The organism is Lysinibacillus sp. NPDC097162 (assembly GCF_044762185.1).
Taxonomy (GTDB): domain Bacteria; phylum Bacillota; class Bacilli; order Bacillales_A; family Planococcaceae; genus Lysinibacillus.
On sequence record NZ_JBIWDT010000002.1, the window covers coordinates 45,926 to 71,888 of the forward strand.

At 36.2% G+C, this 25,963-nt stretch carries 22 protein-coding genes; 4 read left to right on the forward strand and 18 right to left on the reverse strand.

Features of this window, described 5'->3' with window-relative positions:
- Positions 1-303 precede the first annotated feature (303 nt).
- The gene (locus ACIQXW_RS12510; protein WP_340820910.1) at positions 304-2,568 is read right to left on the reverse strand and encodes an S-layer homology domain-containing protein; all 2,265 of its coding nucleotides are present in this window, start codon (positions 2,566-2,568) and stop codon (positions 304-306) included.
- Between the two features lie 234 nt (positions 2,569-2,802).
- On the opposite strand from ACIQXW_RS12510, the gene ACIQXW_RS12515 reads away from it, so the two are divergent.
- The 3 genes from ACIQXW_RS12515 (at position 2,803) to ACIQXW_RS12525 (ending at position 5,513) form a co-directional block, all read left to right on the forward strand.
- On the forward strand, positions 2,803-4,698 hold the full coding sequence (locus ACIQXW_RS12515; RefSeq protein WP_402762632.1) for an S-layer homology domain-containing protein: 1,896 nt from the start codon (positions 2,803-2,805) through the stop codon (positions 4,696-4,698).
- A 164-nt stretch (positions 4,699-4,862) separates the two neighbouring features.
- Positions 4,863-5,099, forward strand: coding sequence for a hypothetical protein (locus ACIQXW_RS12520; RefSeq protein WP_402762635.1), 237 nt, complete (start codon positions 4,863-4,865; stop codon positions 5,097-5,099).
- A 225-nt stretch (positions 5,100-5,324) separates the two neighbouring features.
- A complete protein-coding gene (locus ACIQXW_RS12525) occupies positions 5,325-5,513 on the forward strand; it encodes a hypothetical protein (protein WP_402762638.1) in 189 nt (62 codons plus the stop codon).
- Between the two features lie 33 nt (positions 5,514-5,546).
- Here the strand turns inward: ACIQXW_RS12525 and ACIQXW_RS12530 are convergent, their stop codons facing one another.
- Positions 5,547-6,827, reverse strand: a complete 1,281-nt coding sequence (locus tag ACIQXW_RS12530; RefSeq protein WP_401019152.1) for an oligosaccharide repeat unit polymerase — start codon at positions 6,825-6,827, stop codon at positions 5,547-5,549.
- 274 nt (positions 6,828-7,101) lie between these two features.
- Here ACIQXW_RS12530 and ACIQXW_RS12535 point away from each other — a divergent pair, with 274 nt between their 5' ends.
- Entirely contained in the window at positions 7,102-9,027 is a 1,926-nt protein-coding gene (locus tag ACIQXW_RS12535) for an S-layer homology domain-containing protein (RefSeq protein WP_402762640.1), read from the forward strand.
- A 98-nt stretch (positions 9,028-9,125) separates the two neighbouring features.
- Here the strand turns inward: ACIQXW_RS12535 and ACIQXW_RS12540 are convergent, their stop codons facing one another.
- From ACIQXW_RS12540 to ACIQXW_RS12615, 16 genes are all read right to left on the reverse strand, one after another.
- Complete coding sequence (locus ACIQXW_RS12540) at positions 9,126-11,021, reverse strand: N-acetylmuramoyl-L-alanine amidase (protein WP_401019155.1); 1,896 nt, start codon at positions 11,019-11,021, stop codon at positions 9,126-9,128.
- 242 nt (positions 11,022-11,263) lie between these two features.
- Positions 11,264-12,208, reverse strand: a complete 945-nt coding sequence (locus tag ACIQXW_RS12545) for a C40 family peptidase (RefSeq protein WP_340820916.1) — start codon at positions 12,206-12,208, stop codon at positions 11,264-11,266.
- A gap of 429 nt (positions 12,209-12,637) precedes the next feature.
- Positions 12,638-12,874 (reverse strand): helix-turn-helix domain-containing protein, encoded by a 237-nt coding sequence (locus ACIQXW_RS12550; protein WP_340820917.1) that lies wholly within the window; start codon positions 12,872-12,874, stop codon positions 12,638-12,640.
- Between the two features lie 6 nt (positions 12,875-12,880).
- Positions 12,881-13,042: a YvrJ family protein gene (locus ACIQXW_RS12555; protein ID WP_402762644.1), complete on the reverse strand. Its 162-nt coding sequence runs from the start codon at positions 13,040-13,042 to the stop codon at positions 12,881-12,883.
- Positions 13,023-13,670, reverse strand: coding sequence for a sigma factor-like helix-turn-helix DNA-binding protein (locus ACIQXW_RS12560; RefSeq protein ID WP_402762647.1), 648 nt, complete (start codon positions 13,668-13,670; stop codon positions 13,023-13,025). Before ACIQXW_RS12560 ends, ACIQXW_RS12555 begins: the two co-directional genes overlap by 20 nt.
- A gap of 405 nt (positions 13,671-14,075) precedes the next feature.
- Positions 14,076-15,725, reverse strand: coding sequence for a M20/M25/M40 family metallo-hydrolase (locus tag ACIQXW_RS12565; RefSeq protein ID WP_402762649.1), 1,650 nt, complete (start codon positions 15,723-15,725; stop codon positions 14,076-14,078).
- A gap of 29 nt (positions 15,726-15,754) precedes the next feature.
- Positions 15,755-16,477 (reverse strand): amino acid ABC transporter ATP-binding protein, encoded by a 723-nt coding sequence (locus ACIQXW_RS12570; RefSeq protein WP_340820921.1) that lies wholly within the window; start codon positions 16,475-16,477, stop codon positions 15,755-15,757.
- A complete protein-coding gene (locus tag ACIQXW_RS12575; protein ID WP_340820922.1) occupies positions 16,452-17,147 on the reverse strand; it encodes an amino acid ABC transporter permease in 696 nt (231 codons plus the stop codon). The genes ACIQXW_RS12570 and ACIQXW_RS12575 overlap by 26 nt, the downstream gene beginning before the upstream one ends.
- 116 nt (positions 17,148-17,263) lie before the next feature.
- Positions 17,264-18,100 carry a transporter substrate-binding domain-containing protein gene (locus tag ACIQXW_RS12580; protein ID WP_340820923.1) on the reverse strand — a complete coding sequence of 279 codons (837 nt, stop codon included), beginning with the start codon at positions 18,098-18,100 and terminating at the stop codon, positions 17,264-17,266.
- 27 nt (positions 18,101-18,127) lie between these two features.
- A complete protein-coding gene (locus tag ACIQXW_RS12585; RefSeq protein ID WP_402762654.1) occupies positions 18,128-18,874 on the reverse strand; it encodes an SDR family NAD(P)-dependent oxidoreductase in 747 nt (248 codons plus the stop codon).
- An 11-nt stretch (positions 18,875-18,885) separates the two neighbouring features.
- Positions 18,886-20,472, reverse strand: coding sequence for an aminomethyl-transferring glycine dehydrogenase subunit GcvPB (gcvPB, locus tag ACIQXW_RS12590; protein WP_402762657.1), 1,587 nt, complete (start codon positions 20,470-20,472; stop codon positions 18,886-18,888).
- 22 nt (positions 20,473-20,494) lie between these two features.
- Positions 20,495-21,883 (reverse strand): aminomethyl-transferring glycine dehydrogenase subunit GcvPA, encoded by a 1,389-nt coding sequence (gcvPA, locus tag ACIQXW_RS12595; protein ID WP_340820926.1) that lies wholly within the window; start codon positions 21,881-21,883, stop codon positions 20,495-20,497.
- Positions 21,884-21,905: 22 nt separating this feature from the next.
- Complete coding sequence (locus tag ACIQXW_RS12600; RefSeq protein ID WP_402762660.1) at positions 21,906-22,682, reverse strand: SDR family NAD(P)-dependent oxidoreductase; 777 nt, start codon at positions 22,680-22,682, stop codon at positions 21,906-21,908.
- Between the two features lie 641 nt (positions 22,683-23,323).
- Positions 23,324-23,656 carry a type II toxin-antitoxin system PemK/MazF family toxin gene (locus ACIQXW_RS12605; RefSeq protein ID WP_340820928.1) on the reverse strand — a complete coding sequence of 111 codons (333 nt, stop codon included), beginning with the start codon at positions 23,654-23,656 and terminating at the stop codon, positions 23,324-23,326.
- Complete coding sequence (locus ACIQXW_RS12610) at positions 23,656-24,072, reverse strand: AbrB/MazE/SpoVT family DNA-binding domain-containing protein (protein ID WP_402762663.1); 417 nt, start codon at positions 24,070-24,072, stop codon at positions 23,656-23,658. The genes ACIQXW_RS12605 and ACIQXW_RS12610 overlap by 1 nt, the downstream gene beginning before the upstream one ends.
- A 231-nt stretch (positions 24,073-24,303) precedes the next feature.
- On the reverse strand, positions 24,304-25,689 hold the full coding sequence (locus ACIQXW_RS12615) for a sigma-54 interaction domain-containing protein (RefSeq protein WP_401019168.1): 1,386 nt from the start codon (positions 25,687-25,689) through the stop codon (positions 24,304-24,306).
- Between the last annotated feature and the right edge of the window lie 274 nt (positions 25,690-25,963).

Genomic DNA, 25,963 nt, shown 5'->3' on the forward strand with positions numbered 1-25,963 from the left:
CATCCTTTTACTTTTTAATACAGAGATTATACCACAATTGCACTTATTCGTTCTTTTTAAAAATAGTAAAAAAAAAGGGAGCCTCGAATATCTACGAGATTCTCCCTGTTTCTAGCGTCTTACAGCCATTATTCATAGCATAAAACAGCAGAAAAGTACTACTTCATTTTTTACTGTCTTTAGCACAAGTCCACTCACTAGCTGAATCAAGTTAAAAGCCCCGGCGAGGTCACAGTTTTAAGAGGTGCTTTTCGAGCAGGCTCGAAAAAATCTGGACGCTATTATGCCGAGGCTTGAAATCTTTTACTTATTAATCGTTCTGTAAAGGAACAGACCAAAGTGTGCTCGACTGATTGCTTCGTTCGGTTTATAAATGTTACCGTCGTAGCCAGTCGTAATGTTGTTAGCTGCTAGTTGTTGCACATAAGTGTAAGCCCAATGATCTTTTGGAACATCTTTAAATGCAATACTACTTGTTCCTTTTAATTTATATGCAATTGCCACAATTTTCGCCATCTGCGCTCGTGTCAATGTTGCACTCGGGTCAAAAGTATTGTCTTCACGTCCACTCATAATACCAGCTTCTACAACAGCTGCAATTTCCTTATAGTATATGTGATTTGCCTGAATATCTTTGAAGCTTGGGTTTTTCACATTTTTTGTATCTAAATCTAATGCTCGGCTAATAATGACTGCTGCATGTGCACGTGTTAGCTTGTCATTCGGTCTAAATGTACCATCAGCCTGACCTGTAATAATATTGTGAGTTGTTAAATATTCAATCTCTTTATAGTAGACATAATTATTTGGAATGTCCTTAAACAACGCTGGTTTCGCTACAGTAACTGTAGCTGCTACACTCTTCGTTCCTAAAGTAGCGATTACCTTACCAGTTGCCCCTGGATTTTGCGCTGTAAACTTACCATCGCTCGTAACTGTACCTATATTACCTTCTACAGACCATTTCACTTGAGAAGGATTATAAACAATAGGCTTACCTGCGTCGTCTTTAGCATCAATCGTAAAGCTAACAGATTCACCTGCACCTACCGTTTTAGAGCTTGGTGCAACAGCCATTGTAGTAGGAGCATCTACAACCTTGACTTGATATGATTGCACAGCAGCGCCGTCATAGCCGATGTAGATTCGGTCATCCCCAGCTTGCGTTGCTGTATAGTTCAAGCCATTAATCTGTAAATTTTGGTTTTGAGATGCTAACGATAAATGACCATCTAGTGGTAGTGTCGTATAGTTATCATCTAAAACGTATTGAACAGCTACACTCGACGAAGCACCTACTAATAATGTAGCGTAGTTTGTACTATTCGTAAATTTAATATGTGTTGCCTTGCCAGTTGGTGCCGTACTTACTGCTTGTAGTGTGGCAGATACAAGACGCTGCGTATTACCTGAGTTGGATGGCAAATTCGCTAATACAACATTATTACTGCCGTAGTTTCGAACAGCCATTGTCGTAGAGCCACCGCCATCTAAGTTAATAGCTCTGTCGACACCAAGTGCCACTAAATAATTAGCAAGCTGCACCATATTCATGCCCTTACTATGGCTTTGACGACCATCTACTGTAATGAAATGCACTGTTTGTCCATTATTACTTGTAGCGACTACTGTACGTGGTGCAACTTCTTTTGCACGTGAGCTTGAAGTGCTCATCATAATATAAGGTTTACCATCCTTAACTAAATAAGGACCGCTCGCCAATATAAATTGTGCATTTTGCCAAAGCTGATCAATTGAAAAATTAACACTCATTTCATCACCAACAGCTACTTGGCTTAATTTATTGTGCCATTCACCGCCCTGTAAAGATACAACAAAGCCAGTTGAAGGTATCGTTAATTTTTCTTTCGATCCATAAGGCTTAATTTGTGTTACCTTACCAGTTAACGTTTGTCCAAATGTATTTTCTGTAATCGGTGAACCAGTGTCTACCACTATTTCAAAACCGTATTCATTTGTATCTGTTGTTTTACTATAAAACTGTGGTGTGTAAATAATAGCTTCATATATATTACGTACACGATTTAAGCCTGACATTTCATAATTCGTTCCGTTATGGGAAAGTGTCACGTCAAAATCAAAATAATCAATAACACCGCGACCATCAGATGTCATCCCAAATGCCGTCGGAACATTCATATATTGGTCGGAACCGCTGGAAACTGTTCCACCGTTCAAAATAACATTATTTTTAGCTAGTAAAAATAATGGATAACCTTCTGACATATTAAAAAAACTTGCATTAATAGCACCAACTACTCTATTTCCCTCACGAGAAAGACGATTCGCATTTGCTACTGTCGATTCTTTTCCATTGACTGCTGCGGGCATCCCTAATTGTACTTCTGTCGTCGGATCTCCAACATTAATCGATAAATGATTAATAGAGTTTGTATAGGTATTACTGTATGTATATTGTTTATACTGTACACCTTTTGAAAGTGGGTAATCCTTCTTTACTGTTTGAAATGCGTAGGCATTTAGTGGACTAACAACGATCGACATCATTACAACTAAAATCAGTAAAATTTTTGCTATTCTTTTCATTTTTTCGCGCTCCTCAGGAAATGTAGAGCCCTCACCTTCCCTTCTTTGTTTTACTTCTATAAGATTATCAAAAATATGCCAAAATAGCTATGGAACATTTAAGCTATTTTCCATTTACATATAATTGGTAAAAAAACTATTTATATTGACGCATTTTAAGAGAATACTTATATTTGACCTTATCGCGACTCTCTAACTTTGGTAAAATGATGTTAAAGTTTAGGAGGGAAAAAAATGAAAAAACTATCAATCATTGCATTGGTTATGGCAGTAGTTAGCTTGCTCTTTTGGCAACCCCAAATGGCCTCTGCTGATGAACTTTCAGGGCATGCCCATGAAAATGGTCTGCGCTACTTAATTTCGAAAAACGCTTTAGTAACGAATGCTAACGGCAGTTATCGACCAAATGACAATGTCACACGTGGAGAATTTGCTTCTTATTTAGCAAAGGTAATGAATCTCGAAGCAAATAACGGTATGGCATTTACAGATGTTCCAGATACATATGTGTATGCAAAGGAAATTCAATTGGCTGCTACAGCTGGAATTATAACAGGATACACAGACGGTTCATTTAAACCTGATGCCGCCATTTCAAGACAGCATATGGCAATTATGCTGGAGAGAGCTATTGATTATTTAAAGATTCCTAAAGGTACTTCATCCATTACATTTAAAGATAATGCATCCATTATTAAAGAATACCGCTCTGCCGTAGCAATCGGTGCTCATTTAGGAATCATTATCGGTTCTGATGGCTACTTTATGCCTGAAAAAAATGCCACAATTGGACAAGCTGCAACGTTTATACAACGTTTAATGCTGCTTGCAGGTGATGCTGGTGCTGACTTCTCTACTTATGCGATTAAAGAAATTTCAAATGGTACACTAGTCGGCAATCAAGGCTTCACAAGCTTCGAAGCTGCTGATAAAGCATTAACAAAAAATACGCAAGTTATCGTCCAAAAAGATAAAATTGTAAAAATGACTTCTGGCTATGTTGTGACGAATAATTATGTTGCACTTTATTCTGAAACGATTAAAGATCAAATCGCTGTTGCTGGTAATACAGAAATGGAATATATCAGCAGTGATGCAGCTCAAGTGAAAGTTCGATTAGCTGGTCAAGTTGGCTATTTAAAACAAGCGGATGTAACGTTAATTCCCTTTTCACTAAGTAAGGGACGTTCTTACTATTCAAACGAAAATGGCGAAATTAAACATACACTATACGATTACGCAACAAATAAATATTCTTCAAGCTATGTTTACGGAAAAGCACCTGCCTTCATGAAGCAGGGTGAAAAATACTATAGCTGGAATGGTATTTACTTCACAAATGGGAATGGCTCTTCTAAAGGGGAAGCTTATAATTATTATCAATTTTTACCTGCTCGTGCAACAACACAATATACAGCAGAAGAAATCGATGCTTACATTATGGATAAACTTGCGGAGATGGAAAGTACAGGTATTACACTTTATAAAGATGCCACAACGAAAAGTAAGCTTATCGGCTTAGGACAAACGTTAAAAGAGGTTGAGGCAAATTCACATATTAACGCAATGTTAATTTTGTCACTTGCTCAGCATGAAAGTGCTTATGGTATGAGTGACCATGCACAAAACTTAAACAACCTATTTGGTTTATATGTTTATGACACTAACCCACTTAATAAAAAATTCGACAGTGTAGCTGCTAATATTAACGAACTTGTTGATAAGTTCCTACAACCAAACTACATTACACCAGGTGGTGCCCCTGGGAAAAACTATGCAAACGGTGCAGTAGTTGGTTCGAAAGCACTTGGCTTTAACGTAAAATATGCATCTGACCCGTACTGGGGAGCTAAAATCGCTGGACACTACTATCGTGCTGAAAAAGCGTTAGGTTTTAAAGATGCAAAAAATCCTTATACAATCGGCTTAACAACAACTACTGGTTTAAATGTACGTACAGACACTTCTACTAGCAATAGTCCTCTCTTCACATATGCTAGAAGTGGTATGCCTGTCATTGTTATCAATACAAACATTAATGGCTGGCATGAAGTACTATCTGATAAGCTCCACCCAGGCTCAGCTTACATTAGTAAAGACTATATTCAGTTTATAGATACAGTGAAATAAAAAAAGGACCCTCCACTTTATTGGAGGGTCCCTTTTTATTCCCTAAAACACAGCGTTGTGCAGCCGGGGTTTCGCGCTGAATGTCTTAGGGATTCCGCGGTTGATTACCTTTTTTCCGCGGTATGGCGGAGGAATTCCACGATTAACTACCTTTTTTCCGCGGTATGGCGTGGGAATTCCTCGATTCAAGACCTTTATTCTGCGATATAGCGTTCGGATTCCGCGATTCACTACCTTTTTTCCGCGGTATGGCGGAGGAATTCCGCGATTTATTACCTTTTTTCCGCGGTATAGCGGAGGAATTCCGCGATTCACTACCTTTATTCCGCGATATAGCGTTCGGATTCCGCGATTCACTACCTTTATTCCGCGGTATAGCGGAGGAATCCCGCGATTCATGACCTTTTTTCCGCGTTATGGCGTAGGGATTCCGCAATTCATTACCTTTTTTCCGCGATATTGCGTTGGCATTCCACGATTCACTACCTTTTTTCCGCGGTATGGCGTGGGAATTCCGCGATTCAAGACCTTTATTCTGCGATATGGCGTAGGGATTCCGCAATTCATTACCTTTTTTCCGCGATATAGCGGAGGAATTCCGCGATTCACTACCTTTTTTCCGCGGTATGGCGGAGGAATCCCGCGATTCATTACCTTTATTCCGCGATATAGCGGAGGAATTCCGCGATTCACTACCTTTTTTCCGCGATATGGCGGAGGAATTCCGCGATTCACTACCTTTATTCCGCGGTATGGCGGAGGAATTCCGCGATTTACTTCGGGCTTCCCACATGCATGGTTTGCAAGCGATATAAAAGAGCTGCCCTATTGAGGACAGCCCTTTACTGTTAGTATCGAAGTTTTCTTTGCTCTGTTTTTATAATTGCAGATGCAATTACTACAAAACCTAACATTAAAATAAAGATTAAATCAAGTAAGCCTGTGTGCATCGACACAGTAAACAATGTAATGACAAATGCGTATGCTACTGAGTGGAAGCTACGGATACCACCTTGTTTTACTTTATTATAAATTAATGAAATTAATACACCGTATAGTAAGAAGCCAATCGCTACAAGTGCATAGCCACCATCTAGGAATAATTGTCCGATAAAGGTAGGCGTTGTTGTTCTTGTTGGACGTGTAATATATTTACCTTCTTCCACGCTCAATGAGTTTACAACTTCCGTTACCTTCATACGAGGTGAAATTTGCTCACCAGGAAGAACCGTATTAAAGATACCTTTATGAATTTCGCCTTTTAAGTAGCCCTCTTCTTGCGTGTATTCGATAATTTTACTTAATACGATATGACCTGTAACACTTTCACCATTTATTGAACGCATCCATTTAGGTGTTAAATTTACTTTTTGTTCAACTGTTAACAGTTTTTCTTTTTCTGTTTCTGTCAATTCAACATCGGGTTGATCGCGATTATTGAATTCTTTAGTTGTATCTTCTGTCACCACTCGTAAGAAACCAAACATCGAGAATGCAACACCGATTACAAATAACGCTGTCAGGAACCACGTTAATTTCACACGTTTCACAACATAGTGGAAAATAATAATTCCAGTAAATAGCATAATAATTAATGGTGTACGATAGCCCATTAATAGGAACAAGAACATAACGACAGCAAAAATCGTGCCGTATACTAATGCCTTTTTCCATGTCATATGCTTTTCTAAAATCATTTTGTAAGATAATAACAGTAAAATTCCGTACCATAATAATTGGCTAAAGAAATTTAGTTTTGGATCGAGATTACGACGATTAGATTCATCAGAAATTCCTAAACCTCCACCAAAAATCATCATTAAATAAGAAGCTAAACCGATTATTGTTAGTAACACAACAATGTGAATAACATATTTTCCTAAGAACGATAACCCGAATGATGGGATTGTCCATTGTAATTTATCAATAATATAAACACCGATATAATAGCAAATAAGTGCTACTAGTACCGCTGGCAAAATTGATACTCGAACGTTAAATAATTCAAATCGATGGAAATCGAATAGACTTGTAAAGAAATATAGCACTAATATAAAAGGTAAAAAGAAATACGGTGAAAACGTATCAATCTTATTGACCTTTGTGAAAACTTGCTTCAGTTTATTCATACATGTAATACATCTAAATAGATGTTATTGCCCTCCTCTATCATGAATCAATAGTTGTTGTTCACTATTACATTCTTTAGTTTTCCCTACAAAAACAAAGGTTATTATATCATAAATACGGATAGACTTATAGAAAGTATTCTATGGATTTTACATAAAAAAGCTCAAAAATTTCATTTTCACCTAAATCTCTACGATTCAGTCATTATTTGGGTGTATGATGAAAATAAGTAATACCATTTTGAGAAAAAAACAAAACAAGGATGTGGATTTATTGAAGATATTCATTTCACTAATTACTTTCTGTGCTTGTACGCTTGTTGTATTCCTATTACCGACACAAGCCCAAGCTACAACTCAAAGAATCGGCATCGTTTTCTCTGAAAGTAGTGAGAAATATGCCAACTCCACACACCCTGGTGGTACATATGAGGGACAAACAGTATCTCCAAAGGTCGATTATAGCTCTACATACAACAAGGAGCTAAAAGCTTTCCTTTTATATCAGCAACAGGGCTTCAATGTAGAGAAAATTTACGAAAAGGACTTAAATAGTTTAGAAAGTTTAAGCCAATATGATGCAATCGTCTTTCCTTATACGGTCATGATGAATCATCTACAACGCGAAAATGTCAAAATGTACGTACGCAACGGTGGCGGTGCTATTTTTGCGTTCCAAACAGCTCGTAACGAATCCGCAAAATTTCCAAAGGCTGGTCAAATGGATCTCTCCCCATTAATCTACGATGTCGACTCTTGGGTCATGGAGTGGGATAACCTATCAGAAGTTTTCAACTCACGCTTTATCGACGATATAGTATTGGGTAACGCAACAATTAGCAATAGTAATTCAGTACATCCAATTATCCAAAACGCGACTAATGAGCTCGGCAAAAGCAAATTAAATCTTACAAAATCTGATCAAGAGTGGGTTGAAATCATTAAACCTTGGCAAGGTGGCTCCGCCTCACCGCTATTATATTTCTCGAATTACGATTATACTGACAAGCCACAAACAATGAAGAAAAATGAATTTGGAGCAGCACATGCCATTCAATACGGCAAAGGTAGAGTCGTACAAATCGGATTCAAAATTTATGATTACATTACTATTAATGCCAAAGCAAATTGGCAAGATAACGAAAACGGTGTTGCTTACTCTACAACACAAGGCGACTTAGACGCTCAAGTATTTATGAAGCACGCTTTACGTTGGGTTGCCGAAAATCACAATGGTGATGTGCCACGTCGCTATAATCTTTCGCTATACTCTGACAGTGTGCAAAGTTATGTAGCGCCGTCTGGTAAATTCGTCTTCTACTCCACAGTAACGGTAAAGAACAATGGTAATGTGCCAGCTCGTGGTACGTTAAAAGTAGAGATTCTTGATGCGAACGATCAGGTTGTCGGTAAAGGGCATGATCGTTATTTACCAGGTCTTGCTGCCGATGCGACAACAACTAATGCTGACCGCAAAGATATTAGTACCCACTCGGAAAAATATCAAATTTTCATGCCCGGAAATTTAGCCGCTGGAACATATACGATACGTACTTCCTTCATAGAAGGTCGCGATGATCGTAAAAATGTTGACGAAAAATTTGCAACCATTGCAGAAATTAAAACGCTCACACGTACAAAAGGTTCCAACAAGGCTTCTATTGAGGTTGCCCCATTCTTTCAGGATATATTAGCAACAAACGGTGCTTATTATGATATTAAAAACTTACATGCATTAGGTGTTGTGAAAGGGAGTAATGGCAAATTCAACCCTCAAGGCACACTCACACGAATACAAGCTACTGAAATGGTATTACGTGCACTTGGTATCACCCCTTCAAGCTCAGCTACCTTGAACGCCAGCGATATGAAAGCTGGTGATTATGGCTATGCAGTCCTAGCTACAGGCGTTCGCTTTGGAATAATTTCTTTAGAAGATGGCAAAATTAACGCCCATCAACCGATGACGCGTGCCGCAATGGCACATGCACTTGTAAAGGGATTTAAGCTTCAAGGCTATACTAAACATACATTCATCGATGTCCCTACATCTCATGTCTATTTTAAAGATATCCAGGCTCTCTATGCACTAGATATTACTACAGGCTATGCAGATCAAACATTTAAACCAAACAACACGGTAACTCGTCAAAACTTTGCCCAATTTGTTAATCGCACACTTCACGCGAACGCTAAATAACTTTTGGATGGCGCTAATAGATTATCTGGAATCTAACTTTTCATCCAATAAAAAAAGAGCTACGTCGTTCTAAATAGAAACGATGTAGCTCTTTATTTTTATTGTTTAGCGTAGTATTGTGAAATCCCTTTATAAATAGCTTCAGCAAATAATTCGATATATTGATCATCTGTCATTTTGCCGCGGTCTTCACTATTTGTAAGGAAACCTAGCTCTACTAGAATCGCTGGAATTAATGTGTTGCGAATAACATAATATTGTTGCTCTTTAACACCGCGATTTTTCATGTTTAAGTTATTAACAATTTGGTTATTTACAAAAGTAGCTAGATCTATATCTTCTTGATACATATCTCCAGTTGTCACAGCATAATATGTTTCAGTACCTTGTGCAGAGGTGCTAGTTGCTGAGTTGACATGTATACTAACAAAGATTTCGCCATAGTTTGCATCGGTAAAGTCAACACGGTCTTGCAACGAAGGATATGTGTCACCTGTTCGTGTCATTAACACTTTTGCTCCAGCTGCTTCAAGTTTCTGTTTTACAAGTGTGCTAACTTTTAAAGTAATAGCCTTTTCTGAATTGGAACCTACTACAGCTCCAGGATCTTTACCACCATGACCAGGGTCAAGAATGATAATACGATTTTTCAGTGCATTACCACTTTGGTTTAATAGTTTTAAATAAGATTTATGCACATAGCCTGTTTGTCCATCAAAAGTAATTTGAGCCCAATAGCCACTAATGCTATTAACATGCACATAGTCGCCCTTATTTAATTTACCTAATACTGTAGAAGTTGAGTTCGCTTCTTTGCGCACATTTAGACTACCAACAGTTGCACGACCTAGTAAGTCTCCTGCAACTGGCGGAGGAGTTGGATCTGGTTTTGAAGGTTGTTCTACTTCCACATCCTCTGTGCTATTTGCAACAATATATCCTGGCAAGCCATTTACAACTGTTAAATAGTAGCCATTAACCGTTTTGTAAACAGGCAGTTTGACATTACTATTGATTGTTGAAATAGTTTTAGAAGACGAACTAGCCTTCACGTAGAGATTGATGCCTTGTGTTGTTTTAACTTCTTTTTGAATATTCCCTAATGCATTACCGTCCGCATCTAAAAACTGTGCGTACGTTTTATAAATATAAGCAAATGCACCTTTATATGTTACTTTTAACCAGTCACCTTCAACTGCATAGACTGATAGTTTTCCACCTTTATCGACTGTACCTACTATGTTCGAACTAGATACCGAGTCTTTTGATTTACGAATATTCAAGCCATCTGTTGTCACTTGAATTAAACCAATAACCTGTGTTGTATCTGGAACAGTAACACCTTTTACAGGTAGCTCTAAACGATATTTTTCACTTTTTGCACGAGCAACAAATAATGCGAACTGTGCACGTGTCACTTGGCTATTTGGATTATAATTTTGACCGCTTCCCTTTGTAATACCATTATAGTAAATCGTATTTACATATTGAACGTAAGGATGTGTAATACCTACATCAACAAAGGGAGAATCCATATTTTCGTATTCACTTGCATCAAGCTTAAATGCCTTTGTTAATACATAACTCATTTCATCACGAGTTAAAGGCTTGTTCGGTAAAAACTGTCCAGTTGTATTTGTTTTAAAGTAACCTAACTGTATGGCACGTTCAACGTAACCCGAAAGCTCGGTACCAACCGTTACATCTGAAAAGTTAGATTTATTGACAACTAATGGTTTGTTGCCAGAAGCAACGACAGCCATTTTTGCAACTTGTCCGCGCGTTACGCTATTATAAGGCTTATAATACGTTTTACCATTTTCCGTATACCCTTTTATAACACCTAAACTAATTAAATAATTGATCTCTTCATAAGCTTCATGCTTTGGGGTAACATCTTCAAAACCACCACTTGCATTTGCACTATGTATCGTAAACATAGAAGCTGAAATGAATAAGACGCATAATATAAGACTGATTTTTTTAAAGTACAATGTCTTATTTCCTCCCTTCATGTTCTCGTGTTATTGTGTCCATTTTAACAAAAATTCACATATAAAACTATCATAGATTGTAACTATTCGACATTTTTTTATATCACCCCATTTCATATGGATTCATAAAAAGAAGAGAGCCTGCAAGTGCAAACTCTCCCCATTTATACATTATTTAAAAGAACTTCCATGCATTGCTTCACTTCAAACGTAGCCCTTGTCCGAAGCGAAGTAGAAATTGATTACTTATTCACTTGCTTAGCACGCTCGATAAATGTTTCAAGTTGAGAAATTTTTAACATTTCATCATAACCGAAATTACCGTTATCTTTACCTGCTGTAATACCGTTTGATGCTAGAATTGAAATATATTCTGTTGCCCAATAATTTTCAGGAACATCTGCAAATGTCACCACATCACCTTTATGCTCAAGACCAAAAGCTACTACTAAAACTTTTGCAATTTGTGCACGAGTCATTGGAGAAGAAGGATTAAATTTGCCGTGATCATCACCTGTAAAAATACCTAACTTCGCTACTGCAGCAATTGCACCAGCATGTGCATAAGTAGGTTTTACGTCAGCAAATGATGTATTTTTATCTGTTGTATCTAAGTTTAAAGCTTTTGCTATTTGTACAGCAACTTCTGCACGTGAAGCATATACTGTAAAGTCAATTGCAGCGTCCTTAACTTCAGCAGTCGCTACTTTTGTCACTTCAGCTTGTTGTTCAGCGTCAAAATCCGCTACGCGTTTTGCACCAACGTAACGAGAACTCCAATAATATGGATCGTTTACACTAGAATAGCTAACACCTTTACCTGTTTGAGAGTGAATCATTTTACCATCACCTATGTATATCGCTACATGTGAGATACCACTACCACTCGTGTTAAAGAAAAGTAAGTCGCCAATTTTTAGGTCACTCTTCGCAACCGCTGTACCTTGCTGATATTGTGAGCTTGATGTACGGTTCAATTTAATGCCTAAATCATTGAAGACTTTAGAAGTAAAGCCAGAGCAATCTAATCCACTAGTAGTTGTACCACCATAAGCATAAGGAATACCTAAATATTTCGTCGCTGTTTCAGTAACTTCATTTGCAGTTGCCGCTTCAGCGTTATCTATTTGAATTGTTGAAAATAACATAAAAGATGCAAAAATCGGTAATAACCATTTTTTCTTCATAAGTTTGTTATACCCCTCTCAAGGAACTTTTTTGCCTATACATAGACTATCACAAATGATGGTATTTTAATTTTTCAATTGTGTAACGGTTTTAAAAGTAAAAAAAAAGCTGATATACCAACGTTTTGTGGTTTACCAACGCTAAAATATGGGTATTAATTAATGGGTATTCCGGCTTTTTGTAACATTCCTGTAATATTAGCCACGCTTTGTTACAATAGAGCGTGCTTTAAAGTGCCAGGCACTCAAACAATTTTCAACAATTTTAGAGGGCACTCGGATTTAAACCGAGGACAAACTGGTTCATTACCACTTGGCTATACCACCACGATTTTATTTATTGAAGATGCAAACAACTGTTTAGAACTAAAACGATCAAAAATTTTTACCCATTTGACCGCTTTAGAACTAATTGTAATCATCCTAATTTTATTGGCCATTATATCGTTTCTTCAAATCCCAGAATCCTGGGACGGAATTGACATCATATTTTCTTATAGTATGGATGAGTTTAATAAGTAAATCCTGACGTAAATCCTCTCTAAAATGTGGATGCGTTTGATAAAGGCACTGTTTCAAGATAGGCTCAAAATAATTTATTACAGTTAATAAAGCTTTATCGTCATGTTTCGATTTTTTTACTAGGGCAATTAATTCTTGTGACATCTCCCTTCAGTCCCTTCTTGAATTTTTAATACGTTCCGATAACTTATGAATACTTAGTTCAAGGTTTTCTAATTTCTTTTCAAATCTAATAAATAGATATACTGTTATTGCAATCGGAAAGCCAAAATTTCCGATTATCATAATCCAATCAGATGGTTCTGTTATCATCAGAAATCCCCCTTTTTTCCCCATTCTTCTTTTGCCTTTCAATGTAAATCAGCATATTTTCCAAAGCTTTCTTATGGGTTTTAGAGACAGCTTGCTGCGTTTTATTTAATCTTCGTCCAATTTCCGTATCGCTTAATCCTTCTGCATAAGCTAGACTAATGATCTCCTTTTGCTTTTTAGTCAACGAATTTAATGCATCATACAATATTGGGCTTATTACATATTCAAGTAAATCATTATTTAAAATCATCCCACTAAAATGGTCTTCTCCTTGTTCGTCCGCTACTAAATCGAGAAATGTTCCTTGTCCTTCACTAGTATTAATGGTGGCATCTAAAGTAAGAGAAAATCTGGATTGTATAAGCCTCAATCTTTTGTCGAAATTAATTGAATTAAACTTTAGAGTTGAAGAAATATGAGAAATAAAGCGGATTTTGAAATAGAAATGTTTAAATAATATATCTAATTCTTTCATATTCTCGGGAGTAGGGTTTGATATTGTTTCCATGTACTTTTCTTTGTTAGTTGGTATTTTCAAAAAGGAAATTACCAAATCATTTTTTAATAGCTGTCGATTTTCACATTCAAATTTTTCAATTCTATCTTCATCCCATTTATTTTCCAACACTCAAAGCACTCCTTTGTAAGAAGCATACATTCACTTCCTAATAATAAATAGAGCATATGTTCTTATTTTAGGTAAAAAAAAAGAGTGTACGTTCTTTTTTTCAAAAATAAACTATTTGTACTTAACCTAGTTTCCCCATCTAATAATTATTTTAACGTTTTACTCTTACTCGTTAACATAGATTATTTACACAATTTCTTTTAGAAGCAGATAGTCATTCTTCATCCCCCCTATTCTTATAGTATATAGAATAAATAATCTTCAAAATCACAACCTTTATGTGCCAGGCACTCAAACAATTTTCACACAATTTAATAAGACTATAGACAAACTTGAAATTGTTCGAGTTTGTCTATAGTCTTAGGGCTCTTCTAAATGCAATATCAACGGTTATAACTGTAGACATTAATCAAGTAGTTTATCTATTACATGTTTCGTTAAATTAGGCATAATTTCCATTGTATATTTTAATTCAGTTCTTTCGTATCTGTTATGTGCATCATAACCATACGGTCCAATATTAATTGCTGGAATATTTAAATCCCTAATAGTATTATAATCGACAAAATGTTTTGTTCCCCAACTTGGATTATTGTTAATAACGGATTGAATGCTATCTTCATCGTCATTTATCGCTACACAGCTCATGTCACAAATATAAGGAAAATAATTTCTTTGTACAATTGGCTTATTATAATGTGGTTGAACTTTTTCGATAGCATGATCTAAAGCTATTAGTAGATTTTTTTCTTTTTGATCTTTTCCAGTCACCTCTACGCGTGGTGAATAAAGTGAGGAATAAAAAATAATAATAGCAGGGCTCTTATCCTTTGCCCATTTCCATGTTTCTTCTACGACTCTCGCAGAAAACATACGTACATCTAATTCTTTATTTTCTAGTAAGTCTTCTTTAAATTTCTTCATATGCTCTTTATAACGTTCACCAGATTGTGAAATAATCGATTGCTCTAGTTCTTCATAAAATACCACCCTCGTTTCCCAAGGCAATTTTGTATATTCCTGTTCACTAATTTCACAATATCTCTTATAGTGACTATTTAAATTATTAACTACATTATTAAAGGCAATTTCTGCTTGATTTTTTAGCTTTTCAAGAACATCTTTAGGCGACCATGATTGAACAAAGAAATTATAATATACATATGAAGCAAGTGCTGTTTGAACAGTATACGTTTCTTTAAAATCTGTTTGCTTCAACGTTACTGGTGGCATAGGCGTTTCGCCTAATGATTTATCGCATAGCTCAGGATTATATGCAATTTGTCTAGTTAACTCTGCTGCGATATAGTTAGGATCAAGTCCTTCAAAGCTAGATCCCACATGACTTTCAGCTCCAGTTATATAAAATGAGGGAAGTAGCTTCCCGACACTACCTTTATAAATATATCTATTTTCATCGCCTTCATACCTAGGCGCTACAAAATCAGAGTTTATTAACGCCTCATATTCAAATCCATACGCTTCTCTCAGTTTTTTTAAATCATTTAAACCTGACAATACCCCGTGCGAGCTATCTTCCTCATCACACTCTGCAAAAAATACAATATTTCCTTTTAATTCTTCAGGATGCTCTGAATAATACTTTAATAGATAGTAATTACTTGCCACACCGCTTTTCATATCTAATGTTCCTCTGCCAAATAACCATTCATTGGATTCTAAATGCGCCTTAACTAACGGAGGAACCTTTTCGTTTTTCAATGCTTCTTGAAGATGATTCGGAAAACATGCTTTCTCTTTCAAGCTATTATAATCATCTATTCCAACCGTATCGGTATGGCCCATTAATACGACTGTTTTAGCGCTACTTTCTTTTGTCCCTCTTACAAAAGCAAATACGTTATATCGCTCAATCTCATCATCGACCGTTTGTGAAGTAAACACATAGTCTGGATTTTTTTGAAAGTAAGGAAGGTTAGCAATTGTTTTAGCAAGTGATTTGGAAATATCAATTTCGCCTTCGGTATTTACGATACTTTCAATATTTACAAGATCATTCGTCACTTTTAATACTTCTTCATACGTTTTCAACATAAATAACAACCCCTAACTTAAGTTAATGATTATAAAACTTGCTGTAAAAACTTCGCTGTTCTCTCTTCCTTTGGCGTTTTAAAAAATTCTGAAGGAGGGCCTTCTTCAATTATTTTTCCATCAGCTAACATAATTACTCTATCCGCAACCTCTCTTGCAAAGCCCATTTCATGCGTTACAATGACCATTGTCATACCATCTCTTGCTAAACTTTTCATTGTTTCTAATACTTCGCCAACTAATTCAGGATCTAGCGCCGATGTTGGTTCATCAAACAGCATAACGTTTGGGTTCATCGCAAGTGCTCGTGCAATAGCAACCCGTTGCTTTTGTCCTCCAGATAACTGTTCAGGATAGTAGTTAGCTTTATCAGCAAGCCCAACTCTCGTTAATAACTCCATTGCTTTTTTATTCGCTTCCTCTTTACTTTGCTTTTTCACCTGTATGGGTGCTTCAGTTATGTTTTGTAAAACGCTTAAATGCGGAAATAAATTGAAGTGTTGAAATACCATACCCATATTTTCTCTGACTTTATTTAAGTTTGTTTTTTCGATATCAATAATCTCATCGTTAATACTTATAGTACCCTCATCTAATAACTCTAAAAAATTCATACAACGTAACAACGTACTTTTTCCCGAACCACTTGCTCCAATTAAAACAACTACTTCTGATTTATTGATCTCAAGGTTAATGTCTTTTAAAACTTTTAATTTACCAAATGATTTAGAAAGCGACTTCAACTTTATCATGCTTTTTCTCCTTTCCAACATCCATTCTGCTTTCCAGTTTATTGAACAACAGTGTGAATATTAGAACTAAAATCAAGTAATATACGCCTACGACAAAGTAGGTTTCTAAAGGCATGTAGTTATACGCTTGGGCAGATAATGCATGGTTAAATAATTCTGAAACGGCGATATAGGCTACTAAAGAAGAGTCTTTTAATCCAATAATGAATTGATTAGCCAATGAAGGTATAGCTCGCTTAAAGCTCTGTGGTAAAATAATTCGTCTCATTGTTTTAAAATACGTCATACCTAATGAGCGGCCAGCTTCCATTTGTCCTTTATCGATTGATTGAATCGATCCTCGAAAGATTTCTGCAATATAGGCACCAGAATGAATACCAAGTGCAATAGCACCTGCTGCAAAATCGGAAAGAACAAAAATACTAGAAATACCGTAGTATAGGAACATAAGTTGTACGATAAGTGGCATACCCCGAATAATAAAAATATAAGCGTTTGCTATCTTCTCTAATATCTTGATATTCGAAACTTTGAAGAAGGCAAAAATTAGACCAATAACACAAGCAATTAATAAAGAAACTACTGTTAACTCAACTGTCAAAATAGTTGCTTTTAAAAATTCAATGCCATGTTTTTGGAATATCGATGCTATATTCGTTAAAAACTCCATATAAATCACCTAACCTCTTTAAGTGTATTGGTATAGAAGATTAATGTTTTTGGAATATTCAAATTATTTTACCTAGAATTAATCTATAATACTAGGTAAAATAATTTAGGATTGGATTACTCTAATAGATCTTTGCCAAACCATTTTGTACTTATGTCTTTATACGTTCCGTCTGCAACCATATCTGCAATTGCTTTATTAATTGCTTCTAATAACACTTGATTGTCCTTTTTAATAGCTACTGCAATTTCTTCTCTTTTAATTTCTTCTCCTACTGTTTGAATTTCTAAACCTGATTCTTTCATCGCGGAAATCCCTACTATTTTATCTGTAATTACTGCGTCTAAACGTCCTGGAGGAAGGTCTTGTAATGCATATATCTCACTAGGAAATTCTTTAATTTTATCTGTATATTTTTTTGCATCTTCAACATAAGTACTAGCTTGCATAACACCGATTGTCTTTCCCTTTAAGTCATCTAACGATTTAATATCTTTATTTTTACTTGAAATAAATACTGTAGCGCCCGAAATATAATATGGATCTGAGAAATCAACCTGTTTTGCTCTCTCCTCAGTAGCTGTCATACTCCCTATAATTGCATCATATTTCTCTCCTCGTAACCCTTGGAGGATCGTTTCCCATGGATTTGTAACAGGGTTTGGTTCAAGGCCAATTCTCTTTGCAATTTCATTGCCAATTTCTACATCAAAACCAACTAATTTTTCATTTTCCTTATAATTTAATGGCTTTAGTAAGCCACTCATTGCAAAAGTTAACTTTCCATCATTCACTAATTTCATATCTGATGTTGTGCTTTTTTCTTCGCCTGCTTTCGTTTCTCCTTCACTACTTGCAGATGTTTCAATTTGTACATTCGAATCTTTTTCTGAACACGCAACCATCAATGAAGCAACTAACACCAATAAAAAATAGAATAGACTTTTCTTCATAAAATACCAATCCCCCTCGTTTTATGATTAAGCTAATTCTCCACCATCAATGGCAATTGTTTGCCCTGTAATATAAGCAGATTCATCTGAAGCAAGGAAGGCATACAACGCCCCTATTTCTTTTGGATCTGCATGCCGTTTTAAAGGAATACCTTCATTTACAACCTCTAACATTTCAGGAGTATACTCAGCCATTTGCATCGGTGTTAATACATACCCTGGACATATTGTGTTCACTCGAATGATTGGAGCCAATTCTAATGCCATCGTTTTTGCTAAAAGATTAACGCCTGCTTTTGAAGCGTTATAGTCTGCATAGAATGGATGTCCCGTAACACCATTTGTAGAGGCAGTCATGAGTATAACGCCTTTCCCCTGTTCAACCATGATTTTTGCAGCGGCTTGAGATGTATAAAACACACCATTTAAATTAATGTTTAAAACTTTATTCCATTGTTCTGGATTAATATCAAGGAATTTAGAGCGAACGCTAATCCCTGCATTTGCAATAAAAACGTCCACTCCCCCTAAATCCTCTTTAATTTTTTTAAAGACAGCGTTTACACTTGCAGGGTTACTAACATCCACTACATATCCTTTGGCAATTCCTTTGTTTTCTTTTATAGACTTTTCAATACTTTCTTCATTAATATCTAAAATAGTGACGACAGAACCTTCTTCTACAAAGCGTTGTGCTGTGGCTAATCCTATACCACTTGCTCCTCCTGTAATGACTACTCTCTTCTTTTTTAAACTACTATGCCTTGTTGTCATCAAAATACCTCCTAGCGGTTATAACTTGTTAATTCCGTTTCATTTTTCACCTTTTCTTGATATACCCGCCATGAAGTACACCATTTTGCGGGATTATCTAAATAATCTGCTTCGATTAATTGATGAATGGTACTATTTTGCGGTGCATTTTTCACTACCTCTGGATTTTCATATGCTTCCTTTGAAATTTGTTCAAGTGCCTGGATATATTCATCTAAATCTGCTTTAGAGTAGGATTCTGTTGGTTCTAGTGTGAATGGTTGTGGCACAATGTATGGATGATGACTTGTCCAGTAATGTAAACCAAAGTCTGTCATACGACGCTGTACATCCTCTGTTGTGACACCTGTTTCCTTCTCCAACTGCTCCCAGCTATAACGAACCTGTTCCAGTCGTTGCCCTTGTACATAAGGTACACTTGCGCCACGAATTTTCGATACTTTACTGTATAAATAGTTATTATTTAGCACAGCAGTTTCTGCAACTGCTTTAAGTCCTTCTTGTCCTAATGCTCGAATCCATGCATAAGAACGTAAAATAGTTTGTGCAACGCCGTGGAAAGCGCGTACTTTCCCAATTGAATGCTCTAATTGATCATTTAATATATATTGATCACCACTTTTTTCGACAATAGGTCCAGGTAAATATGGTTTTAATTCCGCTGTTACGCCTAATGCACCTGTAGCTGGTCCCCCGCACATATGTGGCGCTGCGAATGTTTTGTGTAAATTAAAGAAACACATATCGAAGCCTGCCTCTTTAGCACGTGTAATGCCTAATAAACCATTTGCATTCGCTTGATCGTAGTAACAAATACCACCTGCCTCATGTACAATTTTTGTAAATTCTTTAATTTTTGAATTGTAAATTCCCGTATCTTCTGGGTTAGCTACAACAAAGCCAGCTGTTCGTTCGGATACAACTTCTTTTAACTTTTCAATATTAGGGAATCCATTTTCGTCTGGATGTAAAGTAATAATTTTATATCCCTTCACAACTGCCGTTGCAGCTTGAGATGGATGAGAGAAAATGGTTGTAATAATTTCATTACGTTGATCCGCCTCACCTTTAACTTCAAAATACTTACGTACAATCGATGCCATCGCAAATAGTGCTTGTGTGCCACCACTCGGTTGGAACGAGAATGCATCCATACCTGAAATGTCACGCATTGCTAAATCCATATTATGAATGATTTCTAACATTCCTTGAACAGTACTAACATCTTGCAGCGGATGTAGTTCCATTATTTTAGAATTACGAATTAGTAACTCGTTAATTTTCGGAATGTACTTCATCGTACAAGTACCTTGACCAATTTCTACATTAAAATCCGACCCTAATGTTTCTTGTGAAAGACGAACATAATGGCGTAATACACGGGCTTGGCCGATTTCTGGTAAGTTCGGCTTACTTGCTCGCTTTATATTTTTCGGTAGAACTGAAACGCCATCACCCACTACATCTACAACTTCTTGTGAAGCTTGCGGTACTTCGACTCCAACTTCACCTGGTTGATGTAGCTCGAAAATAATAGGCTCATTCCACTTGGCTTGATGAAAATCTATATTGACAGACTGTCTTTGAATTTTTAACATGCTAATGCTCCTTTCTACCTCATTATTTCGTCACAATTTTTGATAAAACACTTACTAGTTTGTCGATATCTTCTTTCGTATGCACTTCAGTTACACAACAAAGTGCCGACTGACCATATTGAGGAAACTCTTTCGAAAGGTCCTTCCCTCCAAAAATCTTGTGCTCTAATAATTGTGCATTGATTTCTTCGACAGTTAAGCCTGTATCATTAAAGTCGATAATAAATTCCTTGAAAAATGGCGATGTAATTCTCGAACCTCTAATGTTCTGAATTTTATTAAGTTGCATTACTGCGTACTGACTATTTTGCATAATTGCTTGACCTAATTCGTACATCCCGTTTGGTCCCATTAACGATAAATAAACACCTGCTGTAATGCCCCATAGAGCTGTTTGCGTACCGACAGATTCTTTACCGTTTTCTCTATCTGCAAAAGATGTACGGTCATATGCAATATCACCAAAACCATACTCTCCTTGTTTTACAGTCGGAATAATGCCAAATAATCGTGATGGGTACTCATTTACGAATTTCGGATCATTATGTGTCGCAATAAAACCTGCCTGCCCTCCACTAAAATTCATATGCATTCCTAGTGGTTGAAGGTCTCCACATACAATATCAGCTCCATATTGACTTGGTGGTGCCAGTATTCCAAGTGAAATTGGATCAACCCCAACTACGATTATTGCTCCGTATTTTTTTGCAAGATTTGAAATCTCTTGCCCTTGTGATTCAATAAATCCTAAATAGGATGGATTTTCGAAATAGATCGCCGCAACATCATTAGATAATTTTCTTTCTAAATCTGCTAAATCCATTAATCCTGTATTAAGATTAAAATGTACATCTTCAAATGCTAATTGAGGTGTTCCATAGTTTGTAATAATCTTTTTTCTCTCAGGTGAAACTGTACTAGCAAGTAAAACTTTAGTACGTTTAGTAATACGACTAGCCATACGAATCGAAGTAGCTGCAGCCTGTGCCCAATCAAATGTTGGCACATTCACTACTTCCATATCGACAAGTTCTGCCATAAGACTTTGGTATTCAAATAAAGCTTGGAAACGACCATGATCTTCGTATGGTTCACCCGCATAAGCAGTTAAAAATTCAGCTCTTTGATTCACCTCATCACATACTGCCGGAATAAAATGTTGCCAACAACCAGCCCCTAAAAAGTTAAGATATTCATTAGTGCTTATATTTTTATTTAATAGCCCTTCAATATGTCGTCGTAGCTCCAATTCATTCAATGCTTTCGGGATATTCATTGTTCCTTTATACTGTAAGTCGTCAGGAATGCAAGAATAGAGTTCTTTAATAGAATGCACACCAATTTCGTCTAACATTTCTTGTTTTACTTCAGGTACCATATTTGGAATGTATGGATGAACTTTTTTACTCATATAAAATACCTCCTATAATTTTTTATGCTAAGCCGCCACCATCAACGGTTAATGTAGTTCCTGTAACCCAAGCGGATAAACCACTTGCAAGGAATAGTACCCCCTTCGCAATATCTTCAGGTGTTCCCAACCTTGCCAATGGTCTATCAACCGCTGAACTACGAAGAAAACTAGATTCTTTTATATTTAATTGTTTTGCCTCACCTCGAAGTAGCGGCGTATCTGTATCTCCAGGGCAAATACAATTTACACGAATGTTCTCTGATCCATGGTCGATAGCCATAGCTTTTGTTAAATTTACAACCCCTGCTTTTGCAGCGCAGTAAGATGCAGCTTTGTCTCCACCTTTTAATCCCCAACCAGAACCGGTATTGATAATACTGCTGCCGCCGCCATGGTTTCGCATAAGGGGAATTAAATATTTCGAAAGAAGATAAACGCCTTTTAAAGAAACATTAATTACCGCATCCCAATCCGATTCTTCTAAGTCCACCACTGTTTTTCTACGAATAATGCCTGCATTATTAAAGAGCACATCGACTTTTCCATGCTTTTCTTCTATTAACTCCGCCACACGCTGGCAATCTTGCGAGTTCGTTACATCACACTTTACAAACTCAATATTTAAGCCCTCAGCCCGCAGTGTTTCTTCTGTTTCCTTGCCCTTCTGCTGATCGATATCAAGAATGATCGTTTTAGTCCCCACCTCACTTAGTAATTTAGCGGTTGCAAGACCTATTCCTGAAGCTCCCCCTGTTACTACTGCAATCTTTCCACCTAATTCAAAGTAATCTAGCAAATAAATGTACCCCCTTTTTTGTTTCTCATTTTATATAATGCAAAAATCATGCCAACTTTAAAAAGCTGATAATACGAGATTCATAAATAATAAATCATTATTTTTTGACACAGCTGTCATTTCAAATGCCGTTTTTGTCATAATATTTGAATTATTATTGAGTTGATAATTAAGGAAGGCGTTTACAAAGGGAATCTGCACGAAATTTTAAATTATAGAGGAATGTCTGTTTAGAAGTAGAATATGGAAACGAACAAAATATTGAAAGACGGCTCACTACATGCTTTTCCTAGTTTGTCTTCTTTCTTATATAGTGCCGCTCAGGAAGGGGGAGGCCACAAGCACCAAAATATTGCTGTCTTATCAGCAGACATACGGACTACACCATACATCACATAGAATGATAGACTTTCAATAATATAAGTGTAATCCAAAAATACCAAGAGGCTATGAATTAGCAATTGAGGGATATGTAATATGTAAGAATTTACTACTTATTTATTTACTTTCAAAATTGGGTTTCTTCTTATTTTATAAGGAACATAACAAACCTAGCTAAAATAGCAATCTTGTTCCATTACCCTACTTCAATTGTTGTATGTTGATTTTTAAACAAAAAAAAGCCTGTACGCGACAGGCTACTAGTAAAGGAATGCTTTAATTTTTGCCATACATTCCTCTACTACTTCAATAGGTGCTTGACCACGAACAGATAATTTCCGAGCTTTCCAATCGAGATTTTTCAATTGGTCAGTTAAAATTACGCCCGTAAAAACTTGGTTTTCAGGAATCTCTACTTCAAATCCCCATCCTTTTTTTGTATTCGTAATTGGACAAATAGTAGCGAATCCAGTTATTTCATTAAATGCTTTTGGTGATAGTACGATACCCGGACGGCTGCCTGCCTGTTCGTGCCCTGTTTGGGGATTGAAATCTAGAAAAACTAAATCTCCTTTGTCTGGAACGGTGCTCATTAAATCAGTTCCTTCCCAGCTACACCGAAGTCTATTGTTTCATGGCAGTTTTCCGGTTTACATTGGCTTAATAAGTCAGCAAGTTGATACTCTATTTTTTTCTTCTTGAGTACTATTTTTAAACCATCGACTGTTTCAATAATTTCAACCGCTGTTCCCTGCTCGAATGCTTTATTTTCTGCCATGTCTTTTGGGATTCTAACAGCAAGGCTATTACCCCATTTTTGCACTGATGAAGTTACTGTTCGCACGGCTAATTCATTACCTACTATAAATTTATCTAATTTATGTGTTGTCATTTTATCATCCTTTGGTGGGTCGCTTTTGTTCGTTTGACTTTGGTCATAGATACGTTCATTGTTGTTGTTCAATGACGGTTTATTGGGCGATGCAGGCTTCTTCGGTGTTTCATCCATTATAACAAGCCTCCTCTCTTTTGTGTATACATAGTATATACACAAAATCAAAGAATGATTCTTACATATATCCCATTTGCTTTAGATTATTTGTGACTTACAAAGTTACTGAGTGCCAGGCACTCAAACAATTTCACTTGCCAAGGAAAAATCCACGGCGACACTCCTGCGGGAATAGCGCAATACGTGCCTGTGGAAAGCGCCCGTCCGTAGCAGAAATCAACTGCCCTCTTAATTACTTTTTAATTTTCTATAAAGAGTCCTTGTACTGATGCCTAACTCTTCTGCAAGACGTTCCTTACCTGCAGCATCATTTCCGTATTCAGATAGTTTTTGGTTAATTAATTCCATTTCCATATTTCTTAACAGTTTAGGCGGTCTGATGTGAGTATTTTGCATTCTATTATATTCAATAATATAGCTTGGTAAACTATCTTTCGTTAATTGCAAAGAATCTTCCATTACCATACTGTATTCTAAAACATTTTCTAATTCTCGTATGTTGCCTGGCCAATAATAAGCATTCAATTCAGCTAAAAATTCGTCTGTAAAATCTTTAATATATTTACCTGTTTTATGTTGAATCTTTTCTAGTAACGTAAAAATTAAGTACTCCATTTCACCTTTTCTTTCTTTTAATGGTGGCAAAGTTAAAGGAATAACATTTAATCGATAGTATAAATCTGCACGAAACTCTCCTCTTTTCACCATTTCCTCTAAAGGTCTATTTGTTGCAGCAATAATTCTTACGTTTACCTTTCTAGGTTCAATTGCTCCCACTCTATAAATAAGACCATTCTGTAAAACAGATAATAGTTTAGCTTGAAGGTGCAATGGTAATTCCGTAATTTCATCAAGGAATAACGTACCTTTATCTGCAATCTCAAAATATCCTTGTTTTCCTTTTCTTCTAGCGCCAGTAAATGCCCCTTCTTCATAACCAAATAATTCACTTTCAAATAAAGTTTCGGGAATACTAGCACAGTTTAACTCTACAAATTTCCCTTTATGCGTAATACTGTTTGAATGAATATGATTAGCTAACAAACTTTTTCCAGTCCCCGTTTCTCCCGTGATGACAATTGACGATGAACTATTCGCAATGCTGTTTAGCTTTGTTTTAATAAATTGAAAATAAGGCGCATCCCCGAGTACATATTTTGTATCAAATCCGTTTTTTGTTTCAAATAATAAATAAGATCCCTCATTATTTAGAACATTAATAACAATTTCACCTAAACGAGCTAACCAGTATTGATATTTCTTTTGTTCAGTAGATAATTTCTTTTCACCTTCATCTGTAAAACTTACAAATGTTAAATACCCAAAATGCCGATCATCTTTAACTAAGTTCATCAGTATTTCTACTTTGGAAGGACAATTATTTTGGAACCTACACCCAGAACATGTTTTCATTTTTCCAGGTCTCTGCACGTATTGAAATGGCTCAGAATAGTACTTTTGGAAAAAGGGTAAATGTACTTGCTCTCCTTTTCTTTTTCTATATTCATCCGTTGCTAAAATTTTACCTTTCGCAGTAAAATAAGCTACTTCCACTTGTAACAAGTCTCCATATAAAATAATTATAGATTGTACTAACTTTTCACCATTTAACATAACATCACCCTCTCAGAAGTAAATTGAGTCAGTGGAATTTTACACGAAATCCTTAACTTTATAATTCTACATTCACTGGTGGGAACGCTTAATACGGCTATTTTAGACATGACATCCATCTCTAATATATACATACATTCAGCAAAAAAAGGTCCGTTCCTTTAAAAATCGTTCAACAAATACAGACATTCGAAGTCGAATATTATCAGAAATAGTTTTTTTAATTTTGAATTAGAGGGGTAATGATGTGGAAAAAATATAACTCCCACATTTG

Bases quoted from the DNA above. Each gene is read 5' to 3' on its own strand.
- ACIQXW_RS12510 (WP_340820910.1), bottom strand. From the start codon at position 2,568: ATGAAAAGAATAGCAAAAATTTTACTGATTTTAGTTGTAATGATGTCG.
- ACIQXW_RS12515 (WP_402762632.1), top strand. From the start codon at position 2,803: ATGAAAAAACTATCAATCATTGCATTGGTTATGGCAGTAGTTAGCTTG.
- ACIQXW_RS12520 (WP_402762635.1), top strand. From the start codon at position 4,863: ATGGCGTGGGAATTCCTCGATTCAAGACCTTTATTCTGCGATATAGCG.
- ACIQXW_RS12525 (WP_402762638.1), top strand. From the start codon at position 5,325: ATGGCGGAGGAATCCCGCGATTCATTACCTTTATTCCGCGATATAGCG.
- ACIQXW_RS12530 (WP_401019152.1), bottom strand. From the start codon at position 6,827: ATGAATAAACTGAAGCAAGTTTTCACAAAGGTCAATAAGATTGATACG.
- ACIQXW_RS12545 (WP_340820916.1), bottom strand. From the start codon at position 12,208: ATGAAGAAAAAATGGTTATTACCGATTTTTGCATCTTTTATGTTATTT.
- ACIQXW_RS12550 (WP_340820917.1), bottom strand. From the start codon at position 12,874: ATGTCACAAGAATTAATTGCCCTAGTAAAAAAATCGAAACATGACGAT.
- ACIQXW_RS12555 (WP_402762644.1), bottom strand. From the start codon at position 13,042: ATGATAACAGAACCATCTGATTGGATTATGATAATCGGAAATTTTGGC.
- ACIQXW_RS12565 (WP_402762649.1), bottom strand. From the start codon at position 15,725: ATGTTGAAAACGTATGAAGAAGTATTAAAAGTGACGAATGATCTTGTA.
- ACIQXW_RS12570 (WP_340820921.1), bottom strand. From the start codon at position 16,477: ATGATAAAGTTGAAGTCGCTTTCTAAATCATTTGGTAAATTAAAAGTT.
- ACIQXW_RS12575 (WP_340820922.1), bottom strand. From the start codon at position 17,147: ATGGAGTTTTTAACGAATATAGCATCGATATTCCAAAAACATGGCATT.
- ACIQXW_RS12580 (WP_340820923.1), bottom strand. From the start codon at position 18,100: ATGAAGAAAAGTCTATTCTATTTTTTATTGGTGTTAGTTGCTTCATTG.
- ACIQXW_RS12585 (WP_402762654.1), bottom strand. From the start codon at position 18,874: ATGACAACAAGGCATAGTAGTTTAAAAAAGAAGAGAGTAGTCATTACA.
- gcvPB (WP_402762657.1), bottom strand. From the start codon at position 20,472: ATGTTAAAAATTCAAAGACAGTCTGTCAATATAGATTTTCATCAAGCC.
- gcvPA (WP_340820926.1), bottom strand. From the start codon at position 21,883: ATGAGTAAAAAAGTTCATCCATACATTCCAAATATGGTACCTGAAGTA.
- ACIQXW_RS12605 (WP_340820928.1), bottom strand. From the start codon at position 23,656: ATGAGCACCGTTCCAGACAAAGGAGATTTAGTTTTTCTAGATTTCAAT.
- ACIQXW_RS12610 (WP_402762663.1), bottom strand. From the start codon at position 24,072: ATGGATGAAACACCGAAGAAGCCTGCATCGCCCAATAAACCGTCATTG.
- ACIQXW_RS12615 (WP_401019168.1), bottom strand. From the start codon at position 25,689: ATGTTAAATGGTGAAAAGTTAGTACAATCTATAATTATTTTATATGGA.